This is a genomic window from Negativicutes bacterium (genome assembly GCA_018052945.1).
Lineage (GTDB): Bacteria > Bacillota > Negativicutes > JAGPMH01 > JAGPMH01 > JAGPMH01.
Genome location: JAGPMH010000013.1, coordinates 1 through 23015 on the forward strand (window position 1 = coordinate 1; position 23015 = coordinate 23015).

General features: G+C 35.2%; 27 protein-coding genes. 3 read left to right on the forward strand and 24 right to left on the reverse strand.

What is annotated here, in order from left to right; genetic code table 11:
• The coding region (locus tag KBI38_03380) for a SpoIIE family protein phosphatase (GenBank protein ID MBP8629108.1) at positions 1-355 on the forward strand (355 nt) is incomplete at its 5' end.
• Positions 356-487: 132 nt separating this feature from the next.
• Here KBI38_03380 and cadA read toward each other — a convergent pair.
• From cadA to KBI38_03450, 14 genes are all read right to left on the reverse strand, one after another.
• Positions 488-2569, reverse strand: coding sequence for a cadmium-translocating P-type ATPase (gene cadA, locus KBI38_03385; GenBank protein MBP8629109.1), 2082 nt, complete (start codon positions 2567-2569; stop codon positions 488-490).
• A gap of 12 nt (positions 2570-2581) precedes the next feature.
• Positions 2582-2938 carry a helix-turn-helix transcriptional regulator gene (locus tag KBI38_03390; protein MBP8629110.1) on the reverse strand — a complete coding sequence of 119 codons (357 nt, stop codon included), beginning with the start codon at positions 2936-2938 and terminating at the stop codon, positions 2582-2584.
• Between the two features lie 114 nt (positions 2939-3052).
• Positions 3053-3964, reverse strand: coding sequence for a diguanylate cyclase (locus KBI38_03395; GenBank protein ID MBP8629111.1), 912 nt, complete (start codon positions 3962-3964; stop codon positions 3053-3055).
• Between the two features lie 19 nt (positions 3965-3983).
• The gene (locus KBI38_03400) at positions 3984-5087 is read right to left on the reverse strand and encodes a hypothetical protein (GenBank protein MBP8629112.1); all 1104 of its coding nucleotides are present in this window, start codon (positions 5085-5087) and stop codon (positions 3984-3986) included.
• A 200-nt stretch (positions 5088-5287) separates the two neighbouring features.
• Complete coding sequence (locus KBI38_03405; protein ID MBP8629113.1) at positions 5288-5431, reverse strand: YvrJ family protein; 144 nt, start codon at positions 5429-5431, stop codon at positions 5288-5290.
• A 5-nt stretch (positions 5432-5436) separates the two neighbouring features.
• Positions 5437-5649, reverse strand: coding sequence for a DUF2922 domain-containing protein (locus KBI38_03410; GenBank protein ID MBP8629114.1), 213 nt, complete (start codon positions 5647-5649; stop codon positions 5437-5439).
• 32 nt (positions 5650-5681) lie between these two features.
• Complete coding sequence (locus KBI38_03415) at positions 5682-5906, reverse strand: DUF1659 domain-containing protein (protein MBP8629115.1); 225 nt, start codon at positions 5904-5906, stop codon at positions 5682-5684.
• A 110-nt stretch (positions 5907-6016) separates the two neighbouring features.
• The gene (locus KBI38_03420; GenBank protein ID MBP8629116.1) at positions 6017-6391 is read right to left on the reverse strand and encodes a polymer-forming cytoskeletal protein; all 375 of its coding nucleotides are present in this window, start codon (positions 6389-6391) and stop codon (positions 6017-6019) included.
• A gap of 24 nt (positions 6392-6415) precedes the next feature.
• Positions 6416-7318, reverse strand: coding sequence for a peptidoglycan DD-metalloendopeptidase family protein (locus KBI38_03425; protein ID MBP8629117.1), 903 nt, complete (start codon positions 7316-7318; stop codon positions 6416-6418).
• 268 nt (positions 7319-7586) lie between these two features.
• Complete coding sequence (locus tag KBI38_03430; protein MBP8629118.1) at positions 7587-8090, reverse strand: DUF4446 family protein; 504 nt, start codon at positions 8088-8090, stop codon at positions 7587-7589.
• Between the two features lie 15 nt (positions 8091-8105).
• A complete protein-coding gene (locus KBI38_03435; GenBank protein MBP8629119.1) occupies positions 8106-8786 on the reverse strand; it encodes a DUF554 domain-containing protein in 681 nt (226 codons plus the stop codon).
• Between the two features lie 34 nt (positions 8787-8820).
• Positions 8821-10014 (reverse strand): [FeFe] hydrogenase H-cluster maturation GTPase HydF, encoded by a 1194-nt coding sequence (hydF, locus tag KBI38_03440; protein MBP8629120.1) that lies wholly within the window; start codon positions 10012-10014, stop codon positions 8821-8823.
• Positions 10015-10041: 27 nt separating this feature from the next.
• Positions 10042-10938, reverse strand: a complete 897-nt coding sequence (locus tag KBI38_03445; GenBank protein MBP8629121.1) for a ParB/RepB/Spo0J family partition protein — start codon at positions 10936-10938, stop codon at positions 10042-10044.
• A complete protein-coding gene (locus KBI38_03450; GenBank protein MBP8629122.1) occupies positions 10935-11693 on the reverse strand; it encodes a ParA family protein in 759 nt (252 codons plus the stop codon). The genes KBI38_03445 and KBI38_03450 overlap by 4 nt, the downstream gene beginning before the upstream one ends.
• Before the next feature lie 152 nt (positions 11694-11845).
• Between KBI38_03450 and KBI38_03455 the strand changes: the two genes are divergently transcribed.
• Both KBI38_03455 and KBI38_03460 read left to right on the forward strand, forming a co-directional pair.
• Positions 11846-12508: a methionine synthase gene (locus tag KBI38_03455; protein ID MBP8629123.1), complete on the forward strand. Its 663-nt coding sequence runs from the start codon at positions 11846-11848 to the stop codon at positions 12506-12508.
• A gap of 4 nt (positions 12509-12512) precedes the next feature.
• Complete coding sequence (locus tag KBI38_03460) at positions 12513-14873, forward strand: homocysteine S-methyltransferase family protein (protein ID MBP8629124.1); 2361 nt, start codon at positions 12513-12515, stop codon at positions 14871-14873.
• 47 nt (positions 14874-14920) lie between these two features.
• On the opposite strand, the gene KBI38_03465 is transcribed toward KBI38_03460, so the two are convergent.
• The 10 genes from KBI38_03465 to rpmH all read right to left on the reverse strand — a co-directional run bounded on the left by KBI38_03465 (position 14921) and on the right by rpmH (position 22613).
• Positions 14921-15466: a hypothetical protein gene (locus tag KBI38_03465; GenBank protein MBP8629125.1), complete on the reverse strand. Its 546-nt coding sequence runs from the start codon at positions 15464-15466 to the stop codon at positions 14921-14923.
• Between the two features lie 55 nt (positions 15467-15521).
• Positions 15522-16415 (reverse strand): nucleoid occlusion protein, encoded by an 894-nt coding sequence (noc, locus tag KBI38_03470; GenBank protein ID MBP8629126.1) that lies wholly within the window; start codon positions 16413-16415, stop codon positions 15522-15524.
• Positions 16416-16486: 71 nt separating this feature from the next.
• The gene (rsmG, locus tag KBI38_03475) at positions 16487-17206 is read right to left on the reverse strand and encodes a 16S rRNA (guanine(527)-N(7))-methyltransferase RsmG (GenBank protein ID MBP8629127.1); all 720 of its coding nucleotides are present in this window, start codon (positions 17204-17206) and stop codon (positions 16487-16489) included.
• On the reverse strand, positions 17206-19083 hold the full coding sequence (gene mnmG, locus KBI38_03480) for a tRNA uridine-5-carboxymethylaminomethyl(34) synthesis enzyme MnmG (GenBank protein ID MBP8629128.1): 1878 nt from the start codon (positions 19081-19083) through the stop codon (positions 17206-17208). The genes rsmG and mnmG overlap by 1 nt, the downstream gene beginning before the upstream one ends.
• A 12-nt stretch (positions 19084-19095) precedes the next feature.
• On the reverse strand, positions 19096-20475 hold the full coding sequence (gene mnmE / locus KBI38_03485) for a tRNA uridine-5-carboxymethylaminomethyl(34) synthesis GTPase MnmE (protein MBP8629129.1): 1380 nt from the start codon (positions 20473-20475) through the stop codon (positions 19096-19098).
• Positions 20476-20560: 85 nt separating this feature from the next.
• Complete coding sequence (locus tag KBI38_03490; GenBank protein MBP8629130.1) at positions 20561-21187, reverse strand: protein jag; 627 nt, start codon at positions 21185-21187, stop codon at positions 20561-20563.
• A gap of 3 nt (positions 21188-21190) precedes the next feature.
• Complete coding sequence (locus KBI38_03495) at positions 21191-21853, reverse strand: membrane protein insertase YidC (protein ID MBP8629131.1); 663 nt, start codon at positions 21851-21853, stop codon at positions 21191-21193.
• 17 nt (positions 21854-21870) lie between these two features.
• Entirely contained in the window at positions 21871-22080 is a 210-nt protein-coding gene (gene yidD / locus KBI38_03500; GenBank protein MBP8629132.1) for a membrane protein insertion efficiency factor YidD, read from the reverse strand.
• A 2-nt stretch (positions 22081-22082) separates the two neighbouring features.
• Complete coding sequence (gene rnpA, locus KBI38_03505; GenBank protein MBP8629133.1) at positions 22083-22427, reverse strand: ribonuclease P protein component; 345 nt, start codon at positions 22425-22427, stop codon at positions 22083-22085.
• Positions 22428-22478: 51 nt separating this feature from the next.
• Positions 22479-22613: a 50S ribosomal protein L34 gene (gene rpmH / locus KBI38_03510; protein ID MBP8629134.1), complete on the reverse strand. Its 135-nt coding sequence runs from the start codon at positions 22611-22613 to the stop codon at positions 22479-22481.
• Positions 22614-23015 lie beyond the last annotated feature (402 nt).

Consider the following 23015-nt stretch of genomic DNA (forward strand, 5'->3'; position numbering starts at 1 on the left):
CGAAGATTCGTTTGCCGCAATCATTGCTTTTGAATTTGACTTTATTGCAATGACCTTAACTTATGTTACGGCGGGTATTAATTCTTTTTTAAAGCTTAATAACAAGAAAAAATCCTTTATCAAAGCAACAGGGCCCTTTATTGGCATGCTCGAAGATATCGATTATGAAGAGCATAAAATTCCAATAAGTAGTAATGATGTATTCTGTTTTATGACTGATGGTATTACCGATTTAATGGAAAGTTGTAATTTTTCAATTAAGGATTTACCTGATTTATATCTACAAGTAGAAACTTTAGTCAACAGCAATCCTTGTAAGGATGATGCTACAGCAATCTTAATTAAGGTTAAATAAAAATAATCCTGCACAGCAGGATTATTTTTATTTAAATACCAGTAAAGTTTCGCGTTACCTAATGTGAGTTAGATACCTATCTTAAATTTAGATAAACATAATATGTTCTAAAAGCTTAATAATCTATGATAGCTAAGTCTTTTTTAATAACCTCATACTATTTAATGTCACAATAACAGTAGCACCCATATCAGCTAAAATGGCCAGCCACAACGTTAAATAGCCCGGGAAAATACTGATAATTGCCAAAAATTTTATCAGCAAAGCAAATGTTATATTTTGCTTGATAATATTTTTTGTCCGCTTACTTAACTCCATAACATAGTCAAGTTTCGCAATGTCATCTTTCATCAAAACGACATCAGCCGTCTCTAACGCTACTGCTGTGCCCTTTTTCCCCATGGCAATGCCAATATCCGCTATGGCTAACGCCGGAGCATCATTAATACCGTCTCCCACCATCGCCACTTTTTTGGACTCTTTCATTTTTTTTATCACCAACATTTTTTCTTCAGGCAATAAGTTGGCAAAGAACTCCTTGATTCCACTTTCTGTTGCTACCAGTGTTGCCACCGCACTATTATCACCGGTTAACATTGATACTGCAATATTTTTTTGTAAAAACCGCTTTATCACCGTTTTAATATTATCTTTTAAGTAATCACTAATCGTAATCACACCCAATATTGTTGTTGCTGTCCCCACAATTATTACACTATAACCTTGCTGCTCCAATTGATTTATTTCCGGGGAAATATTATTAAAAAGCTTGGTATTACCAACTAAATATTCTTGACCTTTGATTACTCCCTTAACACCCTGTCCCGGTATGGCGATAAAATTATATACATTCTCAAGGTTTATCTGTTTATCTTTACTATCAGCAGTAATTGCTCTTGCTAAATGATGTTCCGATAACGACTCTAAACTGGCAGCAATTTGCAAAATATCATTTTCTCCAATATTGCTTAAACTAATAACGTTCTGAACTTTAGGTTCACCTTTTGTGATCGTTCCTGTTTTGTCAAATGCAATAGCATTAATATCTGCTAAACCTTCTAAATGAATTCCCCCTTTTATTAGCACTCCATTTTTAGCAGCTTGTGCAATAGCACTGACCACTGCAATCGGGGTAGAGATAACAAGGGCACACGGACACGCTACTACCAATAATGCTAGCGCTCGATAAAGCCAACCAATATAATCACCATCATAAAGCAGTGGTGGAATAACCCCCACCATTACTGCTAGCACCATTACTACCGGTGTATATATTTCGGCAAATTTTTCAATGAACTTTTGCATTGGTGATTTTTGACTTTGAGCATTCTCCACCAAATTAATGATTTTAGCAATAGTACTGTCTTGCGCCAATTTATTTACCGCAACTTCCAAAAAACCATAAGTATTAATGGATCCGGCAAAAACATCAGCTCCAATTTTTTTATCTCTCGGCAAGGCTTCACCACTAATATGAGCTTCATCAACAGCACTTTCGCCACTGACAACACTGCCGTCTAAAGGAATCTTAGCGCCTGGCTTAATCAATATTATATCACCAACATTAACATCACCTACCAACAGCTCGACCATTTCCCGCCCCCGTTTAACGATTGCTTTCGCTGGGGTTAAATCCATTAAATTTCTAATAGATTGTCTAGCTTTTTCAGTTGACCAATTTTCCAATAGCTCAGAAATAGCATATAAAAAGGCAACGGTTGCACCTTCTTCATATTGACCGATAATACAAGCGCCAATAATTGCCACACTCATTAAAACACTCATATTCAGTTTCTTTTGTTGTAGCGAATAAAACCCTTTTTTGAAATTATTCCAGCCTCCGCTGATAATAGCCAATAAATATAGTCCTACTGACAGTTGACCGCCAATTTGCATTTTCTCAAAAACTATCGCTAGCAGCAATAACGTTCCTGCTAACACCATCACTAAAAACTCTTTCGCGTGATAGTATTTCTTTGGAACAGCCAGTACTTGATTATTGTAATAATCAATTTGGTAGTTTTCTTTCTGTCCGAGCTTTCTAAGTTCTGTTAGTTCGATCTGTCCATCAATTTTTAGCTTTCCTGTTAAAATATTTAAATCAGCACTCTTGATTGTATCAATATCATTGAGTTCACTTTCAAAATTCTTCGCACAATCAGCGCAACAAATTCCACTTACCAAAAAAATTTGTTCTTGCTCTTTTTCAGACATTATCTCAACTCCTTACTCTTGAATATGCTCAATTCCTTGTTTTAAAATATTTAATACATGATAATCATTTAAAGAATACAACGTGTTTTTTCCATCCTTACGACAACGCACCAATCTAGCATTGCGTAAAATTCTTAATTGATGTGATACGGCTGATTGTCCCATACTCACTACCGCAGAAATATCGCAAACACATAATTCTTCTTTTGCAACAGCCTGTAATATTTTCAATCTAGTGACATCACCAAAAATTCTAAAAAATTCTGCTAAAATCTGTGTTTCAGCCTCCGGAATAATTTGATGTTCTACTGAAAATATTTTCTCTGGATTAATACAACAAGCTTTACATTGCTCTGCTTCACTTTTCATAATTACACCTCTTATATATGAATATATGTTCATATATAAGTTACTATTTTTTTTCACAATCGTCAAGACCTAAAAAAATTACCCTCCAGCTACAAGTAGCGGAGGGTAATTTTTTTAGCCTTCTTTTATGCTAATATTATTATTTTGTCTTTTACTAATTAATAGTTGTTGCTCTAAGTTTCTAATTAAACTCTTCAAGGTGTCCTCAGGATAAATAATTACTCCTGCTATTGATACTTTTATTTTATGATTTTCATATCCTAAAATAATAGATTGTTCAATTAAAGTTTTAAACTTGTTACTCCAATTCAGTAAGGTATTAATTTTATTACTGTTTATAATAATAATAAATTTACCACCATACCACCTTGTAACAAAGCAGTCTGCGATATCTTCTAAATTATTAACAAGCGTTTGTCCAAGTACCTTTAATAAAAAATCGCCACCTTCCAATCCTCCAACATTGTTAAATTCTTGGAGGTTATGAATATCAATTACTAGCAATCCATATTGTGTATCCAAGGGATTTATTTTAGCCTCATTTAAAATTTTAAGAAGTTTACTTTCCATATACTCTTTATTCGGCAAACCTGTTATCGAATCAATATAAGCTGTTTTTACTAATTCTTTAATAACATCCGGACGGGCGGAAGTGGTAAATTGATCTCTTTTAATAAAAAATTCAATTGCACCAATTATTTTTTTATTTTGATTAAAAATCGGTACCATTCTTAAGGATATCGGAATACGATAGCCGGTTTTATGACTTAAAAATAAATTATGTTCACTAACCTTACCCTTATCCAGTAATTCTTGAAATGGACATTGGTCTAAACAAAGTTTTTCACCGCTTTCATTGGTATGGACAATTTCACTAAGGCTACAGTTTTTGCCGATAACACTTTTTGCATCATAACCGGTTAACTTTTCTGCCGCCTTATTCCAAAATAAAATTTTTTGTTTATCGTCAATAATATAGGCCGGTTCAAATAATTGATCTAATATTTCAATATATTTAACTATCATCAGAATACCCCTATCTTTATTATATCGGTTCACCATTTAGCCAATAGCCTTCTTCAACATAACCATCACTGTAAGTATAAATTCCATACCCATCCATTAGGCCATAGGCAAACTCACCCTCATAAACATCACCATTCGGCCATTTGATAATACCATAGCCATGTAAATAGCCATTAACCCAGTCCCCATCATAAGTTGTTCCATCGTTCCACTTAAAAAAGCCCTTGCCTTCTTGAACGCCATTAACAATATCACCTGTATAATAATCGCCGGTTTTCCAAGTAATCTTACATTTTCCGGTTCTGGCATCATTAACAAAATCACCCTCATAGACCGTTCCATCCTGCCATTTATAAACGCCTTTGCCATTTTGTTGACCATTGGCCCATTGACCGCTATAAACATCACCATTTTTCCATTTGTAAACACCATAACCAACTCTTAGCCCCTTAACAACACTACCGTCATAACTGTCTCCGGTAGTCCAGCTAATCTTCCCTTTGCCGGTCCGTTCATTATCAACAAAATCACCTTCATAGACAGTCCCATCAGCCCAAGTATAAATTCCTTTGCCATTTTGCATTCCGGCTTGCCACTGTCCGCTGTAACTATCACCATTACTCCACTTTAAAACACCTTTACCATCTCTTTTATTATCTTTAAATTGCCCCTCATAAATACTACCTTCACTCCAAAGATAAACACCCTTTCCTTCTTGATCATTATTTACAAATTCACCCTTATAGCTATCACCATTACTCCAGATCAAACTACCTTTGCCGTGCATTTTGCTATCAACGACATTACCTTCATAAATAACTATGCCCACAATATCAATGGTCGCTTTACCTTGAAATTTTCCTTTTTTCATATTACCGGAAAAAACTTCAATGACCTCATTATCAATATAAGTTGTTAACTTCCCTTTACCATTAGCATAATTTTCAGCATCTTTAGCACCATCCCAACTAAAAATCGTTCCAGCAAAAGGATATTCGTTCCAAAACTTAATATTTTCTTTCGTATTAGTCCATTCGCCGGCAAAAGCCGTTGTATTAAATACTAGCAAGATTAAAGCTAAAACCATTATTAATTTTACTTTATTAACAAACCTGTTTAACATAACAATCAGCTACTTTCTTGTAAATTTAGGATATCACCTAATTATTAGAAAATTATTGTTTAAACTCGGTTGCTAAATTTTGGGTATTTATTGTATTATTCGCCAATTATGCAACAATACCTTTAACTTAATTTTACTACCATTGATATATTATGGTAAATAAAATATTCTAAAATACAAAAATGAAGTAGGGGTTAACCCTACTTCATTTTTGTAATGGTATTATTTAATTCATTGATACTATTGCCCAATTTTTCTAGCTTTCCTTCAATTCTCACCAACAGATACCAAGCTACGACCATCGGAAAACCGTAGTTGGAAATTTGACTAAACAATCCTTCCATAACCTTTACACTAAGGCAATTTTATCAGTATTTTTAATATTAATCTCTGCAATACTGCTAAAGTCACCATTATCATTGTAAAAAATATTCTTTGCAATAATACTGTTCATAACAGTAGTCACTTGCTCTTTAGTCAAATTTTCTTTAGGGTTATTGATATTAATACTGACCTTTTTCCCTTGGGTAGTATTAAACACCATATTTAAAGATTTAGACATCACTCAACCTCCTTTCAAGAAATTAATAAACTTTACTTGTTGACTAACACCGCTTCATCTTGACGAATAACGCTGACAGTCTCTGCTGCTTGTAACTTTGCTAATTGTCCTGCAACCTCATACAAATCGCTATCGCTAATAGTTGCTTTAATGTTATTAAAACTTCTTTGACGAAAAACAGCAGTTCCTTTGGCATTCACACCAGCTTTTACTTTTAGCAACAATCTGCATGTTGCCTCTGTTTTTTCAGTAGCCATCTTATCACCTCCTTCACTACTATATATTCCGGAGATGTTAATTTTTAAACTAAATAATAAAAAAAAGCTGAGCACAATAATATGCTCAACTTATTTATTAACTTTATTTATTATTCGGCAAAAGCCAAATCTGGCTTCACCATATTACTATTACCCTTAAATACGGCCCCTTCACCAACACTTAAAATGGCTACTGAAACATCACCATATAAGCTTCCCGTGGATAAAATTTCTAATTTTTTATTAGCGGTAACGTTACCACGAACACAGCCGGAAATCATAACATTATCACCTTTGATATCACCGGAAACATTTCCTTGGTCCCCAATAATAACATTACCTTCGGCCATTATTTCGCCTTCAATACTACCATCAATTCTAATATTACCCTCACTAATAATAGAGCCTTTTATTTTCGTTTCCTTGCTCACTATTGTTTGAATGTCATTACTGATTGATGAAGCATCTTTCTTAAATCCAAACATAAATCACGCTACCTTTCCTTATAATTATAGAAATTTATCGGGATTAACAGCGGTACCATTAACTCTTACTTCATAATGTAGATGCGGTCCAGTACTAAAGCCAGTATTGCCCATATAAGCAATAACCTGTCCTTTTTTAACAACTGTTCCAGCACTTACAACCAAGTCCGAATTATGAGCATATAGCGTTTCGATACCATTGCTATGACTAATTTTCACTAAATAACCATAGCCACCGGAATTCCAACCACTTTCTACTACTGTACCATCAGCCGTAGCAACAATTGGCGTACCAATATTATTTGCAATATCAATCCCTGGATGAAAATCACTGCCACCCCAACGCCAGCCAAATCTCGAGCTAACGTCGCCACTTGCCGGCCAAATACTCGGCGTAACAGCAACTTGCGCTTGTTTTTCCGCTAAAACATTCTTTAAATATTCTAAATTTTGTTTTCTTTGCTGAAAATCAACCTGTAAATTGTCAACAATAGCATTAAGATTTTCCACAGTTGGCGTCAACCCGCCTTGACCACCACTTGTGATATTGGGTCTACTAATATTACCGCGCGACGTATTGCCTTCAGTCGTTGTCATTTGGCGTAACTCAATTTCCAATTGATCCATTTTTTCAATCTCTGTTTGCAATGTGGCCGTCTTTTTTGCTAATTCCGATAATTGAGTTTGTTGCATACTATTAACTTGTCTTAAATTTTCCAATTCAACTTTGTCATGTTTCAGTTGTGCTGTGTTATAGCTATTATAACAAAATGCCCCTGTTACAAAAACAAAAGTAGCGGCAAGTGTAGCGACTCCCACTTTTATCATTTTAATTGGTATCCTAATACTGCGAACTTTACCATTATGATGCGGTATAATCTTAAAGGTATATTCTCGAGTATCCGGTTTAACTACTTTCTTATTCAAACCAAAGCCTCCCTATTCCAATGAACCTTACTACCGGGAAATTTTACATTTTCTTAGTTAAAGCTTCCTTAAATCTCCTCTAAAAACAGTAAACTCCAATAATCTATTTTTGTAAATAATATTATATATATTAGACCTTTTTGGGAAAACTCCTGCTTTTTAAAAAAATATTTTATCAAGATACCTCTATAATAATATTATGTCTGCTTACAAAATGAAATAGGTCTTTATCATTAATTTTTTGATAAGGACCTATTTTAAAATATTATTATTTTGTGGCTATTTCAATGGCTTGTCTTTCTTCGGTTGTTAAAGCATAGCTTGATTCCAATTTTTCAATCGGTTTTACATAAGTTCTGGAATTATCTCTCGTAAAAATACTGGATAAAACAAAACCATTGTTATTTTCATCTAACAACGCTATCGCATAGCTTAAATCACTGCCAACACCCTCAAACGCACTAAATCTTACTACGCCAACTTTCTGTAAACATTTATTCAAGACAATTTGATTGTCTTGACATTGTTGACTTAACTCGTTAACCTGCTTGACGACATCTCTGACCTCATCAATATGCCCCATCAATAATCTTTCAATATTGCTACCATCCATGCCGGTCATTAGACGGCGATAGCGCTTGGTCATTTTTGCTAATTTTATATTAATATTTATAAAAACAATAAGTGCCATTAAAAAAATTAGCGTTAAACCAATAATAAAATATTGAACATTATTTAAAATAAATTCTGAAATAATCTGTAGTTCAACCATCTGCCTCCTCCTTTCCTAAGCTTTCCATAAATATGCTAAAAATATTACCACCAGCATTGAAGGCAATAAATTGGCAATTCTAATTTTTAAAATATTAAGCATTGATAATGCTATCGCTATTATTAAAACACCACCCGTTGCGGTAATTTCAGTGATAACGGCAGGAATTAAAAGTGGTTGCAATACTCCTGCCAACAAGGTGATACTGCCCTGATACACTAAGATTGATAGGGCTGATAAACTAACGCCAATCCCTAATGTTGCCGCAAAAACAATGGCAGAAATACCATCTAGTAGTGCTTTTGCATACAAAATACCGGCATCACCATTAATGCCATCTTGAAGCGCTCCAACAATCGCCATTGCACCAATACAATAAATCAAACTAGCCGTTACAAAACCAACCCCCACATCACCATATTTTTCACCACATTTAGCTGTGAGCTTTTGACCCAGGTTATCAATTTTTTTATTGAGGGTAAAATACTCCCCCATTATCGCGCCAATAACTAAACTTAAAATAACCATAATAAAATTTTCCGAGGCTAGAGCCATCTTTATCCCGATAATCCCAACTGCTAAACCTAAAGTTTGCATCACCGTTTCTTTATATTTTTCTGCAAGACCGGTTTTAAGTAACACTCCTAAACCACTACCAACTAACACTGCTACTGTATTAACTAATGTTCCCTTCATAACTAACCTTCTTTATTTAAATATCATCCACTAATTACTGAAACGGTTTAATCACTCTCGGTAAAATCCCCTTAAGATAAGCAATCAAAATTCCATAGTTTACAATCGGTACATTTTGTTCCTTGGCAATACTATTACGATATAATACTTCACGACGGTTTAGCATACAAGCCCCGCAATGAATTATTAATTTATATTCTGCTAAATTAGCCGGATATTGACCACCACTAACCCAGTCAAAGGTTAAATCAACGCCGGTGTATTCTTTCAGCCATTTAGGAATTTTAACAGTACCAATATCATCTTTTTGCCGATGGTGAGTACAACCCTCAGCAATTAAGATTTTATCATTTTTCGCTAATTTTTCAAGAGTTTTGACACCATTAATATATGTTGTTAAATCACCTTTGTACCGTGCAAATAAAATGGAAAAAGAAGTAAATGGTATTGCTTCAGGAACAATACTTTCGATTTCTCCAAAAACTTGCGAATCAGTAATTACCAAAGACGGCGGTCTTTTTAAATTAGCTAAAGCTTCTTTCAATTTATTTTCTTTAGCAATAATAGCATTCGCATCATTATCTAAAATTGCTCTTAACACCTGAACCTGTGGCAATATTAATCTGCCTTTAGGAGCTGCACTATCAATTGGCACCACTAATACAACATTATCGTCGGCTTTCACTATATCGCCGACTAAAGTTTCTTCGCCCCATTTTTCTGGCGTATTTTTTATTAACAACCCTTTTAACAATTCAATCCCAGCACCAGTGACAGTGCTGACTTCAACGACATCATTCCCGAGTTGCTCAACAATACTGTGGGGCATTATTCTTTTCTGTAAATCAATTTTGTTAACAACAACGACGATCGGGATGTTTTTAGCTTTTATCTCTTGGAATATTTTTACATCAAATTCTGTCAGTTCACTTTGCCCATCAATCACCAAAATAGCGAGGTCGGTTTTATTCAAAACCGCCTTGCTTTTTTCAACTCTTAATAAGCCTAGCTGGCCCTCATCATCTAGTCCCGCCGTATCAATTAATACCACCGGCCCTAACGGTAGTATTTCCATTGCTTTATATACCGGATCAGTGGTTGTTCCCGGTAAATCAGACACTAAAGCAACATCTTGTTTTGTTAACGCATTAATCAAACTGGATTTGCCGGCATTACGTTTTCCAAAAATCGCAATGTGTAATCGTTCTCCTTTAGGTGTATCTTGCATCTTAACCTCCCTGTTTCACGTGAAACATTAAACAATTAAATTTCCTTTGAACTTATTGGTAACAGTTTTAGGATTTGTTAAAACCTCTACTAACCGCTCTAAATCATCTGCTGAATAAAATTCAATCTCAATTTTACTTTTCTTCTTTCCTGGTTTAATTTTAACTTTTGTCCCTAGCGCCATTTTTAAGACATCTTCAGCTTCCACCACAAAAATATCTTCCTTATATTCTTCCTCTTCTAATTCTTCTTGCAAAACCTGTGGATCTTTCATTAACTTTTTAACTAGTTTTTCAGCATCACGGGCTGATAAGTCTTCCGCAATAATATATTCAGCAGCTTCTATTTGTAAATCTTCACTTTCTAACGTTAATAATGGTCGAACTTGACCCATTGTTAATGTTCCACGTGAAACATATTCTTGTACAATTTCTGGTAGATTTAATAATCTAATAAAGTTAGCAATGTGAGATCTACTGCGCCCAATTTTTTTTGCTAATTCTTCTTGCGTTAAGCCAAATTCATTAACTAATCTTTGATATGCGCCCGCTTCTTCAATAGCATTTAAATTCTCGCGTTGTAAGTTTTCAATTAATGCAATCTCCGTTGTTTCAATATCACTATATTCTCTAACAATTGCCGGTATAGTTTTAGCACCGTTTTTTTGGGCGGCGCGCCATCTTCTTTCGCCGGCAATTAATTCATAACCATTTAATACTTTTCTTACAATAACCGGTTGCAACAAGCCGTATTGATTAATAGATTCTGCCAGTTCCTCTAATGCTTCTTCATTAAACTCATTGCGTGGCTGATATTTATTAGCAACAATATCAGTAATGAGCAATTCTTTAACTACTTCTTGTTCGCTCATAGTTGGAATAAGTGCCTCCAGGCCACGACCTAATCCTCTACTTTGCTTATTCATTGTGCTAACACCTCTTTTGCTAAATTATAATATACTTCTGCCCCTTTAGATTTAGGATCATATTTAATAACCGGACGCCCAAAACTCGGCGCTTCACTCAGTCTAACATTTCGAGGAATAATGGTTTTAAATACTTTTTGCTGGAAGTGGTTTTTTACTTCTTGCACGACTTGTCCTGATAAATTAGTCCGAGAATCAAACATCGTTAAAACAACCCCCTCCAAGACCAAGTCTTGATTTAAGTTATCTTGAATTAACGTAATGGTCTTTAATAGCTGTGATAAGCCTTCTAAAGCATAAAATTCACATTGAATCGGCACCAAAATTGAATTAGCTGCAGTTAACGAGTTAATCGTCAACAACCCTAATGATGGTGGACAATCAATAATAACAAAATCATATTCATTTTTAATTTTATCAATTGCTTTTTTTAATTTAGTTTCACGAGACATACTTGCTACTAACTCAATTTCAGCCCCGGCCAATTGAATTGTTGCTGGTAAAACTTTTAAATTGTCAACTTCCGTCCCAATCACCGTATCTTTTATCGGAATATCATCTACTAAAACATCATAAATTGATTTTTCAATTTTACCTTTATCGATACCCAGACCACTGGTTGCATTTCCTTGCGGGTCAATATCAATTAATAATACCCTCTGTCCCAATTCACCTAAACAAGCACTTAGGTTAACTGATGTAGTCGTTTTACCAACCCCACCTTTTTGATTTGCAATCGCAATAACTTTTGCCAAAAAACCCACCTCATTTTAACTTGATAAATTACTTCAATTCCACAATAGCAGTAAAAGTCCTGCTATTTCTTTAATTCTTTTCACTAAAGATAAAATAGCTTGACGGTTTATGTTAAAATATTAATAATGCTAAGCAAGAATTGAGGTATTTTATGGGTATTTATAATGCAACTTTAACTGCAATTGATAAAGAAGAAACAAAAAGATATGCCGGTTTGAAAAATATCAACTTTAATGATGACTTGATTAATAAAGCCTGCTTAGAAGCTCAATTGTTAGCACAACCTAAAGGAAGCTGGGAAATATATAATTATGATGCGATGAATGGTTGTATTTTAACACCAGCGCCCTTCCTGATTAATAGCAGTAAGGTTTTAAAATTATTTTGTTATGCTGAAAAAGTCGCCGTAATGACGGTTACAATCGGTGAAGAAATTGAGAATACTATTACGGCTGAGTTTAAGAAAGGTAATTACGCTTTTTCACTTTTGCTAGATGCTGCTGCAACAACTGCCGTAGAAATGCTGGCCGATAATATCAATAACCTGATAAAAATAACCGCTAATAAACTTGGCTATAATACAACTTATCGCTTTAGCCCAGGCTATGGCGATTGGGATATAATCGTGCAACCAGAAATTTTGAAATTAGCACGAGCTAATCTAATCAATGTCACTGCAACCAATAGCTGTATGCTGTTACCCCGAAAATCCGTAACAGCAGTTATCGGTTTTATTCCTGAAAAAAATACAGTCGCACAAGCTAGTTGTACCGACTGTAATCAAAAAAATTGTCTTGCTAGAAAGGGGTCTTAATTATATGATTTTTGTGTTTGATGGTGCTATGGGAACAATGTTACAGGGAGCTGGTTTACAAGCAGGTGAATGTCCCGAGCTATGGAATGTTACCAGACCTGCTGATATTACCGCTGTGCATAAAAAATATGTTGATGCCGGTGCAAATATAATTGAAACAAATACCTTTGGTGGAAATAGAATTAAACTAAGCCACTATAATTTACAAGATAGAGTTGTCGAGTTAAATACCGCCGCGGTTAGTGCTGCCAAAGCGGCAGCGACTACCGGAATCAAAATTGCTGGTTCTGTCGGTTCAACCGGTAAATTCATTCAACCATTAGGTGAACTAAGTTTTGATGATGCGGTCGCCGTTTTTAGTGAACAAATAAAAGCTTTAGCGGATGCTGGTGTTGATTTCATTTTAATCGAAACTATAATTGATATTCAAGAAATGCGAGCGGCACTACTCGCTGCGAAAAACGTATGTAATAAACCGGTTATTTGTCAATTATCCTTTAGCTCTGATGGGCGCACTGTTACCGGAACAGATCCTCAAACCGCTGCCATCACTTTAGCAGCAATGGGAGCTGATGTTATCGGTGCTAACTGTTCCTTAGGACCAGCCCAATTATTACCGTTAATAGAAGAACTAGCTCAAAACTGTTCTTGCCCCATTAGCGTTCAACCAAATGCCGGTATGCCAAAATTAGTTGACGGTGAAACTATTTTCCCAATGACTCCCGAAGAAATGGCCAGTTATGTTCCAGCACTAGTACAAGCAGGAGCTACTTATATTGGTGGTTGTTGTGGCACTACTCCGGCTCATATCGCTGCCGTAAGTACTGTCGCTAAAACCTTAGCACCGGTAGTGCGCCAACAAAAAAAACAAGTTTTAGCCTTGACATCTCGAAGCAAAACAGTCTTTATTGGTAAAGATGAGCCTACGGTCATCATTGGTGAAAGAATTAATCCAACCGGGCGCAAGAAATTAGCCGCTGACATTAAAGAAGGCAATTTTATGTCAGTAAAAAAGGAAGCGTTGGAGCAAGTCCAAGCCGGCGCTCATATTTTGGATGTAAATATGGGGGTTGGTGGTATCGACCAAGCTGCCGCCATGAATAAAGCGATTACGGAAATATCTCAACTAGTTGCAGTTCCTCTAGCCATTGATACCAGTGATACTAAAGCTCTGGAAGCAGGCTTAAAAGCTTATCCTGGCAGAGCCTTAATTAATTCAGTTAGTGCTGAGCCTGAAAGATTAGCAGAGTTTTTACCGCTTGCTAAAAAGTATGGAGCAGCAATATTATGTTTGCCGATTGCTAGCGATGTTCCACGCACCGCACCAGAACGAGTTGCTATCATTAAAACCATTATCAATGCCGCTAAAAAAATCGGTCTAACTGATACTGATTTCCTCTTAGATGCCTTGGTTATGACGGTAGCGGCTGATGAAATTGCCGCTACCGAAACAATGCAAACCTTAAAAGCATATCGCGAAGAATTTGGTTATCCTTCCACAATGGGCTTAAGTAATATCTCTTATGGCTTACCAAACCGACCTTTAATGAATAGTATTTTCTTTGCGATGAATTTAGCCTGTGGATTAGATGCTCCAATCATTAACCCTTACGATAAGACCATGCAAGATGTTTTACTAACAAGCTCAGCTTTATTAGGTTATGATAAAAATGCCAAAGAGTATAGCCTTACTGAAGCTAATGTTGAAACAGTGGTCGCAACACCAACTTCCCCCGATACCGATATTTTAACAGCGATAAAAAATGCTGTTAAAAATGGTGAAAAAGAATTAGTGGCAGACTTAGTAACTACTGCGCTAAATCAAGGTTATGACTCTTTAACTATTACTGATCAAGCCCTAACAGCAGCCATGAATGAAGTCGGTATAGCCTTCGGTTCAGGTAAAGCCTTTTTACCACAAGTATTATTATCAGCCGAAGCAATGCGAGAAGCTTTTCTAAAAATTAAAGAGTTGCTACCAGCCCAAGAAGTTACTAGTAATGGTACAGTGGTATTAGCAACTGTCAAAGGTGATATCCATGATCTCGGCAAAAATATTGTCGCCGCTCTTATGGAAAATAATGGTTTTAAAATCATTGACTTGGGCAAAGACGTGCCAATGGAAACAATTGTCGAGGCAGCCTTGACCCATCAAGCTGATATTGTGGGATTATGCGCTTTGATGACAACTACCATGCCCCAAATAGATTTAGTAATATCCGCCTTAAAAAAAGCAGGCTGTGGTGCTAAAGTTATGGTCGGTGGAGCAGTCTTAACTGCTGAATATGCTCAAAGTGCCGGTGCCGATTGTTATGCTGCCGATGGTGTAGTCGCTGTTAATCTTGCGAAAGACCTTTTAAAATAAAATAGTGCCAATAAAAAAAACTGAACGAAAAAATCGTTCAGTTTTTTTTATATTATTATAGTACTAAGCATATCATAAAGATCTTGCTGCTTTTTAACTTTCACTTCCACCTTATTAATTTTATTATTTTGTGCATAATTTACTGTTAATTGATAACACTTTTCAATCGTTGTCCCCGGAATTAAATTTTCCCATCTTGCATCAGTAAAAGCTTTAACGCTATTATCAATCAGCCGTCCATCCAGCGTAAACTCAGCTTCTTCCAGTAAAATAATTTGCTGTTCCTTAACCCTAAAATAATAATGTTTCATCACATAGCCAGTATCAGCTTCAAACTCATCATTATTAACTTCTTTCAACCAAACATCAATAACTTGCTCTTTCAAATAAGGGTGATTATTTAACAAAATTGTCTTTTTATCAAAAAAATAATCAAAACTATTATCACTTAGTAAATAATTAAATCGATCCGACTCAATAGTAACAGGTTCAATAACCTCATTAGCAGTAACCTTGTCAGTAGTTGCTTCCTTGCCATAACACAGACTGCTCAGCAATAATAATGACAATAATACTAACAATACTTTTTTCATTTTTTCACATCCTTAGCTTAACTTATAATAATAAGAGGCAGCTTACTGCCTCTTATTATTTTTTTTGCTTAGGGATAACCATCTTTATTGTAATGAATTCATCATCTTGTTCTTGTTTTATCTTAACCTTTAGCCCTGATTTTTTCATTTGGCCGGCAATATCATTAATACTATTTAAAAAGATTCTAACATCACGAATCACACTGACTCTTTTATTATTCTTAGCTTTAGCCGGTGGCATTTTTTCTGCTAATACCTCTTCGACTAAAACTTCGGTATCTCTTACATTTAAAGCTTTCTCTGTGATTAACTGAATCAACTCTAATTGAGTTTTTTCATCTTCAACTTTTAACAATGCTCTGGCATGACGCTCGGTAAGATTAGCCTGAAATAAAGCGGTTCGCGCTTGAGTGCTTAGTTTTAACAATCTCATTTTATTAGCAATAGTAGACTGTTTCCGCCCCATCCGCTGTGCTAATTCTTCTTGCGTAAAGCTAAAATTAGCAATCAATTGTTGAAAGCCTTCGGCTTCCTCAAAAAAGTGCAGATCTTCTCGTTGCAAGTTTTCAATCATCGCCAGCTCCGCCATTTCCTTGTCTGAGAGCTCTTTAATGATTATTGGAACATTGTCTAGTCCTGCTAGTTTTGAGGCTCTTAAACGCCGTTCTCCGGCGATTAGTTCGTATTTATCATTTACTTGTCGCACTAATAACGGTTGGATTACCCCATATTCAGTGATTGAGCTAGCCAGTTCCTGCAACGCCTCCGGCTTAAAGGTCTTTCTTGGCTGAAACGGGTTCGGAATAACATCTTCAATTAACACAGTTTTAATATTATTCAAATCTACTGTAGCCTCTGCTTCCGGCAAAGTCGGTTCAATTTGTGGCTCTTTATCTTCAGCTACGGTTTGAGATGAACTTATCCCAAATAATCTAGCTAATTTTTTCATTTACACACCGCCCCAAAGTACATTTATTGCAATCTTTATTCGTCATAACCAGTGCTAAATCCTTTTGCATTTTAAATTAGCGGATTTTTTTCAATTTGGCCGGCCTTGCGCGGATACTTAGCCGCCATCGGTTGAACTTTCTTAATATAAATAACCGCCCTGACATCAGCCAAATCCGGTAAAGTAACTGGCTGAACCTTCACTACTTCACCACCTAAGGTTTTTATCGCCGAGCTTGCTTCTGTTAATTCCGCTTCATACTGCGCACCTTTTAAGGCGATAAAATATCCTCCGACTTTTACAAAGGGCAAGCATAACTCACTTAAAACATTTAACCTAGCAACCGCTCTTGATACCGCAATATCAAAAACTTCCCGTAAAAGCTTATTTTTTCCGCCATCTTCAGCGCGACTATGAACTAAATTAACATTTTCTAAGCCAATTTCAGTTACCACCGCTTCTAAAAACTTTACCCTTTTATTAAGCGAATCTAACAAGGTTAACTCAATCTCATTATTATAAATTTTTAGTGGTAAACCCGGAAACCCTGCTCCGGTTCCAACATCAATCAGTTTGACTTTGCCTTTAAAAAAATCTTCATCATAGCAAGTTAAAGAATCAATCATATGCTTTATCGCTACTTGCTGCGGTTCGGTGATTGCGGTTAAGTTGATCTTTTCATTCCAGCTAATCAATGCTTGATAATATTTATCATAAGCATCAAGTTGCTGTGCTGAAAGCTCTAACTTACTTTTAAGAGCAGCATCTTGTAAAAATTGTTTAAACCCCATTATGCTTCCCCTTTACGACGTTCTTGTTCCAAATAAACTAGCAATACCGAAATATCTGCCGGTGAAATACCGGAGATTCGAGAAGCTTGACCAACCGACAATGGCATAATTTTATTAAGCTTTTGTCGTGCTTCTAAGGCTAAACCTTCAATTTTATTATAATCAAAGTCTTGTGGTAGTAATTTTTCTTCTAATTTTAAAACTTTTTCAATTTGTTCACTTTGTTTTTTGATATAACCTTCGTACTTTGCTAATATTTCTAGCTGATTACTGGATTCAGGCATAATTTCTGGTAAAGCAAACACTTGTTGTAATAAATTATAGGTAATTTCCGTTCTTTTTAACAAATCATACAATGACATTCCGGTATGAATTTCACTGCTACCAATTTGTTTAAGTTTTTCTTGTGTTTCCTTGGTTGGAGTAATGATAGTATTTTGTAACAATGCTAGATTATCAGTTATCTCTTGTTTTTTCTTAGAAAACAATTGATAGCGTTCATCTTTTACTAATCCGATTTGACGACCTTTTTCGGTTAACCGCATATCAGCATTATCTTGTCGTAACAATAAGCGATACTCTGCTCTAGACGTCATTAAGCGGTAGGGCTCATTAGTCCCTTTCGTAACCAAATCATCAATTAAAACTCCAATATAAGCTTCCGCTCTAGTTAAAATTAACGGCTTTTCCTGACGAATTTTCAAGGTTGCATTAATCCCTGCCATCAAACCTTGCGCAGCAGCCTCTTCATAACCCGAAGTACCGTTAGCTTGACCGGCTGAAAATAAACCATCAATTTCTTTAAATTCTAAGGATGGTTTTAATTGCGTCGGATCAACACAGTCATATTCAATCGCATAAGCCGGTCTCATAATTTCAACATTTTCTAGCCCCTTGATTGTTCTTAAAAACGCATATTGAACATCAATCGGCAAGCTGGTTGACATCCCTTGAACATACATTTCATTAGTATCAAGACCCTCTGGTTCAACAAAGAGTTGGTGAGCTTCTTTATCGGCAAATCTAAATAATTTATCTTCAATCGACGGACAATATCTTGGACCAATGCCCTCTACCACTCCGGTAAACATTGGCGCCCGATGAAAATTAGCTCTAATAATTTCATGAGTTTTAGGATTAGTATAACTAAGCCAACAAGGAACTTGCTCTAATTTATTTTCCTTTGTCATAAAGGAAAAATGATTAACCTTTTCATCACCAGGTTGAATCGTCATTTTAGAATAATCTAAACTGCGTTTATTAACCCGTGCCGGAGTTCCGGTTTTAAAACGCATTAATTTTACGCCAATTTCTTTTAACGAAGTAGACAAATTTTCCGCTGATCGCTGTCCACTCGGACCACCACTATACATTGTTTCACCAATAATTATTTTTCCGCGCAAATAAGTACCGGTCGCAATAATAACAGTTTTACATAAAAACTCTTCGCCGGTTTCTGCTTTAACACTCTTAACGGTAGCATCTTCTACTATAATTTTTTCAATTAAAACTTGTTTGGTATCCAAGTTTTCTTGATTTTCAATAACCTTTTTCATTGAAACATGATAAAGATTTTTATCAGATTGTGATCTTAAGGCATGAACAGCCGGCCCTTTACTGGTGTTTAGCATTCGCATTTGAATCGACGCTTTATCACCATTAATGCCCATCTCGCCACCTAAGGCATCAATCTCTCTAATTAAATGCCCTTTTGCCGGTCCTCCAATGGACGGATTACATGGCATCATCGCAATATTATCTAAACTTAATGTTGTCAATAAAGTCTTTGCACCCATTCTGGCAGCCGCTAGCGCCGCTTCACAACCAGCATGACCGGCACCAATTACCACAACATCATATGTACCTGCAATAAACAAATTATTCACTCCCTACTTACCAATACAAAACTGGGTGAAAATCTGATCAATAATATCATCACTGACCGTATCACCGGTAATTTCACCAAGTTTTTCCCAAGCTGTCCGTAAATCAATAACAATACAATCCGCCGGCATCGCGCTTTCAATGGTTAATAATACTTCATCTAAGTTTTTAAGTACTGTTCTTAATAAATCGGCTTGTCTAACATTATTAACAAATACCCCTTCACTTTGTGGCATCTTGCCGTGATACACCATATTGACTATTTCCTGCTTTAATTCATTTAATCCGACTTCATCAATTGTCGAAATTTTTATTATTTTTTTATCTTGTACCAAGGTTTGAACATAAGCACAATCTAACACCTCGGTTAAATCACTTTTATTAACTAAAATAATTGCTTTTTTATCTTTTATCTTTAATAAAATTTCTTCATCTTCTCTGGTCAAAGCTTTTGAGCTATCTAATAATACTAAAATTAAATCAGCATTATCAATAAAAGTTTTAGCTTTTTCCACCCCTAATTGTTCCACAAAATCATCAGTTTCTCTAATACCAGCAGTATCAATAATTTTTAGCGGAATGCCTTCAATATTAATAAATTCCTCGATAATATCACGCGTCGTTCCCGGAATATCAGTTACTATCGCCCGTTGCTCTTTTAATAAAGCATTTAACAAACTCGATTTACCCACATTAGGTTTTCCAATAATCGCTGTTTCTAAGCCTTCACGCAATATTTTTCCGGTATCGGCAGTTGCTACTAAATCATTAATTTCCGCTACTAAATTATTAACCTTTTGTTTAACATCGGCAATCGCAAATTCCTCAATTTCATCTTCCGGAAAATCAATCGAGGCTTCTAAATGTGCTATCATTCCTAATAATTCATGGCGAAAAGAACTTATTTTGTCAGCAAATTGACCTGACAAATGCCCCAGTGCCATTTTCAGCGAAGCATCGGTTTTTGATCTGATAATATCCATCACGGCTTGTGCTTGTGTTAAATCTAACCGCCCATTTAAAAACGCCCTTTTAGTAAACTCTCCCGGCTCTGCCAAGCGTGCGCCTTGTCTTAAGGTTAAGTCTAAAATATGCTTAACTGTTAACGAGCCACCATGGCAGTGAATTTCCACTACATCTTCTCTAGTATAAGTATTGGGTGCTTTCATTATGATTAAAATAACTTCATCTAAAATTTCTCCGTCAGCAATAATATGCCCATAAGAAACTTGATGTGTTTTTATATCTTCAGCTTTTTTTCCATTAATCCCGCGAAAAATATTATTGGCAATTTCAATTGCCTTATTACCACTTATTCTAATAATGCCAATTCCACCATCACCTAACGCTGTTGCTACGGCACTGATAGTATCATCGTGAATCACAAAATTTACCTCCATTTTGCTGATTTTGCTTGTACTTTACAATCAACAAAACCCAGTAATAATTATTACTGGGTTTTTCATTTAATTATCTTTTTAACGCAATAACAACCTTACGAAAAGGTTCTTCACCATCACTATAAGTCAAGATACGGCGATCATCTTGTAGCGCAGTATGAATTACTTTGCGTTCATGTCGATTCATTGGCTCCAGTGTTATTTTTTCACCAGTTCTTTTAACTTTATCAGCTAATCTATTAGCTAAACGACATAAAGTATCTTCACGTCTTTTTCGATAATCTTCAATATCAATTATGATTTTAACCTTAGCTTCACTCATATCACTATTAGCCGCTAAATTCGTTAAATATTGCAATGAATCAAGCGTTTGTCCGTGCTTGCCGATTAAAATACCTAAATTATCGCCTGATAATTTAAATAAAATATGTTCAGCACACTCCACTTTTTCAATATTTACCGTAATATTCATTGCACTAAAAATATCTTCTAAAAATTTAGTAGCAATCTCAATCGGACTATTCTTCTTCACTGATACTCTAATTTTCGCCGGTTTATTACCAATAAAGCCAAATAATCCTTTACTAGGCTCTTCTAGTACTTCATAGTCAACCTGATTTTCATCAACATTAAGCTCTCTTAATGCCTCACTAAGAGCTTCTTCCACAGTTTTAGCAGTCTTCTCTATTGTCAACATCTCTTAAACTGCCCCCTCTTTAACTTTAGCCTCATCACGATACATCCACCATTGTTGAATAATTTGAGCAATATTACTAACTACCCAATATAGTACTAATCCTGAAGGAAAATTAATGCTAATATAACCAATAAAAATTGGCATAAAATACATCATCATTTTAGTTTGCGGATTATCATCATTCATGGTTTGTTTTTGCTGAATATATGTTGTTACTGCTGATAAAATTGGTAAAACATAAATATGATCAGCTACTGATAAATTACTCAACCAAAAAAAAGTCGGATCACCGATATAACTATAATCTCTAATCGCAAAGAATATTCCCATTAAAATCGGCATTTGCGCTAATAATGGTAAACAACCTGCTAACGGATTAACACCGGAATTTTTATATAATGCGGCCATTTCTTGTTGTAATTTTTCCGGTTTATCTTTGAATTTTTCTTGAAGTTCTTTCATTTTAGGCTGCAAATCCTGCATTGCCTTCATGGATTTAATTTGCTTTACAGTCAATGGATATAGCAAAATTTTAATAACAATTGTCATTAAAATAATTGCCACACCATAATTGGCAAAACCGATATAACCACTAATATTATAAAAAACCGTCAAAATTGCTTGTAAAAAAGCAATGAAACTATCGAACAAAAAACTCAACTCCACACTTTAATTTTATTTTATCATTTAACAGGATCATAACCACCGGGGTGAAAAGGATGACATTTTAAAATCCGCTTCACCGTCAGTGATAGACCTTTTATGACCCCATATTTTTCAAAAGCTACAATTGCATATTCCGAGCAAGTTGGCACAAACCTACAGGTCGGCGGTTTTAGCGGTGAAATAAATAATCTGTAAAACTTGATCAGTAAAATAATCAGCTTATTCATAATCACTCCAAAATATTAGCTTTTTTAGCAATATCCAAAAAAGCTTTTTCCGCCACAGTATATTTTACCGTCGTAAGATTTTTTCTGCCAACCAGCAATAAATCAATTCCCTTTATCAATTGAAATTGATTTAAACGATAAACTTCCCTTAATAAACGCTTCACCCGATTACGAGTCACAGCATTTCCTAATTTTTTTCCTGCCGCAAATCCTACTTTAGAATGCTGATCGTTTCTTTTTAAGATATAAACAACCAACATTCTATTAGCGTAAGATTTACCAAGACGATAAACAGTTTGAAAATTCTTATTTTTTTTTAAAACTAAATTCTTTGACAAATTATACATAAATATTATCCATCCTGCTATATGGAAAAAATAGGCCACTAATGCGGCCTACTAAGCAGATAATTTTTTTCTGCCTCTAGCACGTCTTCTTTTTAAAACAAGACGACCACCTCTGGTCTTCATGCGCTCACGAAAGCCGTGCGTTCTTTTTCTCCACAATGTATTTGGTTGATAAGTGCGTTTCATATCTATAACACCTCCCTCAGAAAAAACGAAAACTATACTATGTCAAAATAATCAATTTTAACTATAAAAATTATAGACTAGGTCTTAGATAGTGTCAAGAATTTTACTATTTAATAGTTAATAACTCTGTGGATATTTATGAGATTATTTTATTTTTTTCGTGGAAATATGTTGATAACTTTACCTCCTTTTGATAATATAATCATAGATGTTTATCCACATTATTAACATAGTACTGTAAAAATGTTAATAAATTCATCTCTTATCCCCATAACCCTTGATTTTTCCACAGTTTTACCCACAAAACATTAAATACTATGCAACATAAGCAAATACTACCTTTTTTTCTTTGCTATATGTATGATAGCATATTTTTTTTCGCCTTTTTACCTTATATTCCCT

Excerpts from the sequence above, each read along its gene's own strand:
- cadA (MBP8629109.1), bottom strand. The coding sequence starts at position 2,569 with ATGTCTGAAAAAGAGCAAGAACAAATTTTTTTGGTAAGTGGAATTTGT.
- KBI38_03390 (MBP8629110.1), bottom strand. The coding sequence starts at position 2,938 with ATGAAAAGTGAAGCAGAGCAATGTAAAGCTTGTTGTATTAATCCAGAG.
- KBI38_03395 (MBP8629111.1), bottom strand. The coding sequence starts at position 3,964 with ATGATAGTTAAATATATTGAAATATTAGATCAATTATTTGAACCGGCC.
- KBI38_03400 (MBP8629112.1), bottom strand. The coding sequence starts at position 5,087 with ATGTTAAACAGGTTTGTTAATAAAGTAAAATTAATAATGGTTTTAGCT.
- KBI38_03405 (MBP8629113.1), bottom strand. The coding sequence starts at position 5,431 with ATGGAAGGATTGTTTAGTCAAATTTCCAACTACGGTTTTCCGATGGTC.
- KBI38_03410 (MBP8629114.1), bottom strand. The coding sequence starts at position 5,649 with ATGTCTAAATCTTTAAATATGGTGTTTAATACTACCCAAGGGAAAAAG.
- KBI38_03415 (MBP8629115.1), bottom strand. The coding sequence starts at position 5,906 with ATGGCTACTGAAAAAACAGAGGCAACATGCAGATTGTTGCTAAAAGTA.
- KBI38_03420 (MBP8629116.1), bottom strand. The coding sequence starts at position 6,391 with ATGTTTGGATTTAAGAAAGATGCTTCATCAATCAGTAATGACATTCAA.
- KBI38_03430 (MBP8629118.1), bottom strand. The coding sequence starts at position 8,090 with ATGGTTGAACTACAGATTATTTCAGAATTTATTTTAAATAATGTTCAA.
- KBI38_03435 (MBP8629119.1), bottom strand. The coding sequence starts at position 8,786 with ATGAAGGGAACATTAGTTAATACAGTAGCAGTGTTAGTTGGTAGTGGT.
- hydF (MBP8629120.1), bottom strand. The coding sequence starts at position 10,014 with ATGCAAGATACACCTAAAGGAGAACGATTACACATTGCGATTTTTGGA.
- KBI38_03445 (MBP8629121.1), bottom strand. The coding sequence starts at position 10,938 with ATGAATAAGCAAAGTAGAGGATTAGGTCGTGGCCTGGAGGCACTTATT.
- KBI38_03455 (MBP8629123.1), top strand. The coding sequence starts at position 11,846 with ATGGGTATTTATAATGCAACTTTAACTGCAATTGATAAAGAAGAAACA.
- KBI38_03460 (MBP8629124.1), top strand. The coding sequence starts at position 12,513 with ATGATTTTTGTGTTTGATGGTGCTATGGGAACAATGTTACAGGGAGCT.
- KBI38_03465 (MBP8629125.1), bottom strand. The coding sequence starts at position 15,466 with ATGAAAAAAGTATTGTTAGTATTATTGTCATTATTATTGCTGAGCAGT.
- noc (MBP8629126.1), bottom strand. The coding sequence starts at position 16,415 with ATGAAAAAATTAGCTAGATTATTTGGGATAAGTTCATCTCAAACCGTA.
- rsmG (MBP8629127.1), bottom strand. The coding sequence starts at position 17,206 with ATGGGGTTTAAACAATTTTTACAAGATGCTGCTCTTAAAAGTAAGTTA.
- KBI38_03490 (MBP8629130.1), bottom strand. The coding sequence starts at position 21,187 with ATGTTGACAATAGAGAAGACTGCTAAAACTGTGGAAGAAGCTCTTAGT.
- yidD (MBP8629132.1), bottom strand. The coding sequence starts at position 22,080 with ATGAATAAGCTGATTATTTTACTGATCAAGTTTTACAGATTATTTATT.
- rnpA (MBP8629133.1), bottom strand. The coding sequence starts at position 22,427 with ATGTATAATTTGTCAAAGAATTTAGTTTTAAAAAAAAATAAGAATTTT.
- rpmH (MBP8629134.1), bottom strand. The coding sequence starts at position 22,613 with ATGAAACGCACTTATCAACCAAATACATTGTGGAGAAAAAGAACGCAC.